This window comes from Lutibacter sp., from assembly GCF_013139515.1.
GTDB lineage: Bacteria > Bacteroidota > Bacteroidia > Flavobacteriales > Flavobacteriaceae > Lutibacter.
In genome coordinates this window covers 1-4027 of record NZ_WTAR01000058.1, presented here as the reverse complement: position 1 = coordinate 4027, position 4027 = coordinate 1, and the positions used below count along the sequence as shown (strand labels likewise).

Genomic DNA, 4027 nt, shown 5'->3' with positions numbered 1-4027 from the left:
TAAATGAAAACTCAAAAAATTATAGTTACTGGTGGGATGGGATATATTGGTTCTCATACGGTTGTAGCACTAATAAATAGTGGATATTCAATTGTTATTGTTGATAATTTATGCAATTCTAATATAGTAGTTTTAAAAAGTATTTCTGAAATTACTGGTGTAACTCCAGAGTTTGAGAATATTGATTTGACTGATGATAACAAAACAGCACAATTTTTTAAACGTCACAATGATGCTGTTGCAGTGATAAATTTTGCTGCATTAAAAGCTGTTGGCGAAAGTGTTCAAAAACCCATATGGTATTATAAAAACAATTTAAATATACTTTTAAATGTGTTAGAAGGAATGGAAAATAATGCCATTAAAAATGTGATATTTTCTTCTTCTGCCACTGTTTATGGATTGCCAGATATTCTGCCAATAACTGAAGAAGCTAAAACAAAAAGACCTACATCACCTTATGGAAATACAAAAAAAATAGCTGAAGAAATGATGGAAGACTTTTTAAAAGTGCAACCAAATTTTAAAGGTATTTCTTTACGATATTTCAATCCAATTGGAGCTCATGAATCAGAAAAAATAGGAGAATTACCTACAGGGATTCCAAATAATTTAATGCCATTTATTACACAAACAGCAGTTGGAATTAGAAAAGAGCTTAAAATTTTTGGAAAAGATTATGCTACGGAAGATGGAACTGCAGTACGTGATTATATTCATGTGGTAGATTTGGCTGAAGCTCATGTAAAAGCTTTAAAAAGACTATTAAATAGCGAGGCTAATGATAATTTTGAAGTTTTTAATTTAGGTACAGGTGTTGGATATTCAGTACTTGATGTTGTAAAGTCTTTTGAAAAAACAAGCCAACAAAAATTAAATTATTCTTTTGAAAAAAGAAGAGAAGGAGATGTGCCAGAGTTATATGCAAACCCATCAAAAGCAAATGAAGTTTTAGGTTGGAATGCTACTCTAACACTAGATGATATGACAGCATCTTCATGGAATTGGGAACAAAAAGTAAGAAATAGTTAAAAAACCAACAATGAATCAACAATTAGAAACACATCCGCATAGAAGATACAACATACTTACAGGTGAGTGGATATTAGTTTCGCCGCATAGAACCAAAAGACCTTGGCAAGGTAAAACAGAAAGTACAGCAAAAAAGGAGAAAATTGCATATGATGCTGAATGTTATTTATGCCCTACAAACACTCGTATTAATGGAGTTGTAAATGATGATTATAAAAACACCAACGTATTTGCCAACGATTTTGGTGCGTTATTAAACGATACTCCAAATTTTGATTTTAATGAAGGTTTATTAAAAGCTGAGGGAGAGAGTGGTATTTGTAAAGTTATTTGTTTTTCACCTAACCATTCTTTAACAATTCCAGATATGGAAGTTGAAGATTTGGTGAAAGTAATTGAAACTTGGCAAAGTGAATTTGCTGAATTAGGGAGTTTACCAGCTATAAATTATGTGCAGATTTTCGAAAATAAAGGCGCAATAATGGGTTGTAGTAATCCGCATCCTCACGGTCAAATTTGGGCACAGCGTTCAATTCCTACTGAAATTCAGAAAAAAACAACATCACAAGAAGATTTTTATGCTAAAGAAGGTGTTAGTTTATTGCAAACTTATATTGAGCAAGAAATAAAGGAAGGCGTTCGTGTAATTTGTGAGAACGAAAACTTTGTAACACTAATTCCGTTTTGGGCAGTTTGGCCCTACGAAGCTATGATTGTTCCTAAAAGACACATGACTTCAATTGGAGAGTTAACCATTTCAGAAAAGAAAGATTTTGCAGAAGCGCTAAAAATATTAACACAAAAATACGATGCTTTGTTCGATACCTCATTTCCATATTCTTCAGGAATACATCAAGCCCCAACTGATGGAAATAAGTATAGCGAATGGCATTGGCATATGAGTTTTTATCCGCCTTTATTAAGGTCGGCAACAGTGAAAAAATTTATGGTGGGATACGAAATGTTTGCAATGCCACAAAGAGATATTACTGCTGAAATGGCTGCGAAACAGCTTCAAGCTTTATAGAAAGGTTTGGATAATCAGAAAGAAAAATAGAATCAATGAAAGAACTAGGATTTACAGAAAATAATTTTGACCTTATTATTAATTCTCCAGGAAGAATTAATATTATTGGCGAACATACAGATTATAATAACGGGTTTGTTTTACCAACGGCAATTGATAGAAAAATTCAGTTTAAGTTAAAGAAGAACGATACGTTAAAAACCTGTAATGTTTACAGTAATAATTTTAATACCAGTTTTTCATTTGAATTAGACAAGGTTAAAAAAAGTGAACAACAATGGGAAAATTTTATTTTAGGAGTTGTTTATGAAATACAACAATTGTCAAACAAATTAGAAGGTTTTGATTGTGTATTAGAAAGTGATATCCCAATAGGTTCGGGTGTAAGTTCATCGGCAGCTTTAGAGTGCGGTTTGGCTTATGGTTTAAATGAGCTATTTAATATTGGACTTTCTAAATTGGTAATTGTTGAATTGTCTCAAAGAGCCGAACATAATTATGTGGGTACAAAATGTGGTATTATGGATCAGTTTGCTTCAGTAATGAGTAAAAAAGACCATGTTATTTTACTAGATTGCCAATCATTAGATTATGAGTTTGTACCTTTTAAAGTTGAACCGTATAAAATATTGTTATTAAACACAAATGTATCTCACAATTTAGCTTCAGGAGAATATAATATTAGAAGAAGTCAATGTGAAGAGGGTGTTAAAATAATTCAGAAAAAATATGCAGCAGTAAACTCGTTAAGAGATGTTTCAATGGAGATGCTAAACGAGTTTAAAAATGAATTATCACCTGTTGTTTTTAATAGGTGTACATACGTAATTGAAGAAAAAACACGTGTTTTAAATTCAGTTGAAGCATTGAAAAATAACAAATTAGATTTATTGGGCGAGTATATGTACGAAACTCATAGCGGACTTCAACATTTATATGAAGTAAGCTGCCCAGAATTAGATTTCTTAGTTGATTTTTCGAAAAAATATAATGAAGTTATAGGCGCTAGAGTTATGGGTGGAGGCTTTGGAGGTTGTACAATTAATTTAATTCATAAAGATGCAATAAATGGTTTTGTTGAAGAAATATCTGAAGCATATTTTAAAAATTTCAATATTAAGTTAACAGCATTTGAAGCAATGCCAAGCGAAGGAACAACAATAAACAAATAAAATATTAATATAATTTAACTACGTATGACTACACATTTTGGTTTTTGGGATTATTTCATTTTTGTAGCCTATGCACTATTAATTTTAGGTGTAGGCTTATGGGTGTCTAGAGATAAAGAGGGGCATCAAAAAAACGCTGAAGATTATTTTTTAGCAAGTAAATCTTTGCCTTGGTGGGCAATTGGTACTTCCTTAATTGCAGCTAACATTTCTGCAGAGCAATTTATAGGAATGTCAGGTTCAGGTTTTGCACTTGGGTTGGCAATTGCATCTTATGAATGGATGGCAGCTTTTACATTGATTATTGTTGGAAAATATTTTTTGCCCATATTTATTGAAAAAGGATTATATACCATACCAGAGTTTGTAGAAAAAAGATTCTCAACAAATTTAAAAACCATTTTAGCGGTGTTTTGGATTGGATTGTATGTGTTTGTAAACTTAGCTTCGGTATTATACTTAGGCTCACTAGCTTTAGAAACCATTATGGGTATTCCAATGGCTTATGGTGTTGTTGGTTTGGCATTATTTGCTGCGGCTTATTCATTGTATGGTGGTCTTTCTGCAGTTGCTTGGACTGATGTGATTCAGGTAATATTTTTAGTATTAGGAGGTTTAGTAACTACTTACTTAGCATTAGATACTGTTTCAGCCGGTGAAGGTGTTATAGAAGGGATTAAAACGGTGTATGATGCAGCTCCAGATAGATTTGCAATGATTTTAGATAAATCGAATCCTGAATTTAAAAACTTACCAGGTATTGGAGTTTTAGTTGGTGGTTTATGGGTTGCTAATT

At 32.0% G+C, this 4027-nt stretch carries 4 protein-coding genes; all 4 read left to right on the top strand.

What is annotated here, in order from left to right; all coding sequences use genetic code 11:
• Window positions 1-3: 3 nt before the first annotated feature.
• Window positions 4-1032, top strand: a complete 1029-nt coding sequence (galE, locus tag GQ540_RS05950) for a UDP-glucose 4-epimerase GalE (RefSeq protein WP_291798762.1) — start codon at window positions 4-6, stop codon at window positions 1030-1032.
• A gap of 10 nt (window positions 1033-1042) precedes the next feature.
• Window positions 1043-2059 (top strand): UDP-glucose--hexose-1-phosphate uridylyltransferase, encoded by a 1017-nt coding sequence (locus tag GQ540_RS05945; RefSeq protein ID WP_291798759.1) that lies wholly within the window; start codon window positions 1043-1045, stop codon window positions 2057-2059.
• A 35-nt stretch (window positions 2060-2094) separates the two neighbouring features.
• On the top strand, window positions 2095-3231 hold the full coding sequence (gene galK, locus GQ540_RS05940) for a galactokinase (protein WP_291798756.1): 1137 nt from the start codon (window positions 2095-2097) through the stop codon (window positions 3229-3231).
• A 24-nt stretch (window positions 3232-3255) separates the two neighbouring features.
• Window positions 3256-4027, top strand: a 772-nt coding sequence (locus GQ540_RS05935; protein WP_291798753.1) for a sodium/solute symporter, incomplete at its 3' end; no start/stop codon positions are given.

Coding starts and splice junctions, on each gene's coding strand:
- galE (WP_291798762.1), top strand. CDS start 4: ATGAAAACTCAAAAAATTATAGTTACTGGTGGGATGGGATATATTGGT.
- GQ540_RS05945 (WP_291798759.1), top strand. CDS start 1,043: ATGAATCAACAATTAGAAACACATCCGCATAGAAGATACAACATACTT.
- galK (WP_291798756.1), top strand. CDS start 2,095: ATGAAAGAACTAGGATTTACAGAAAATAATTTTGACCTTATTATTAAT.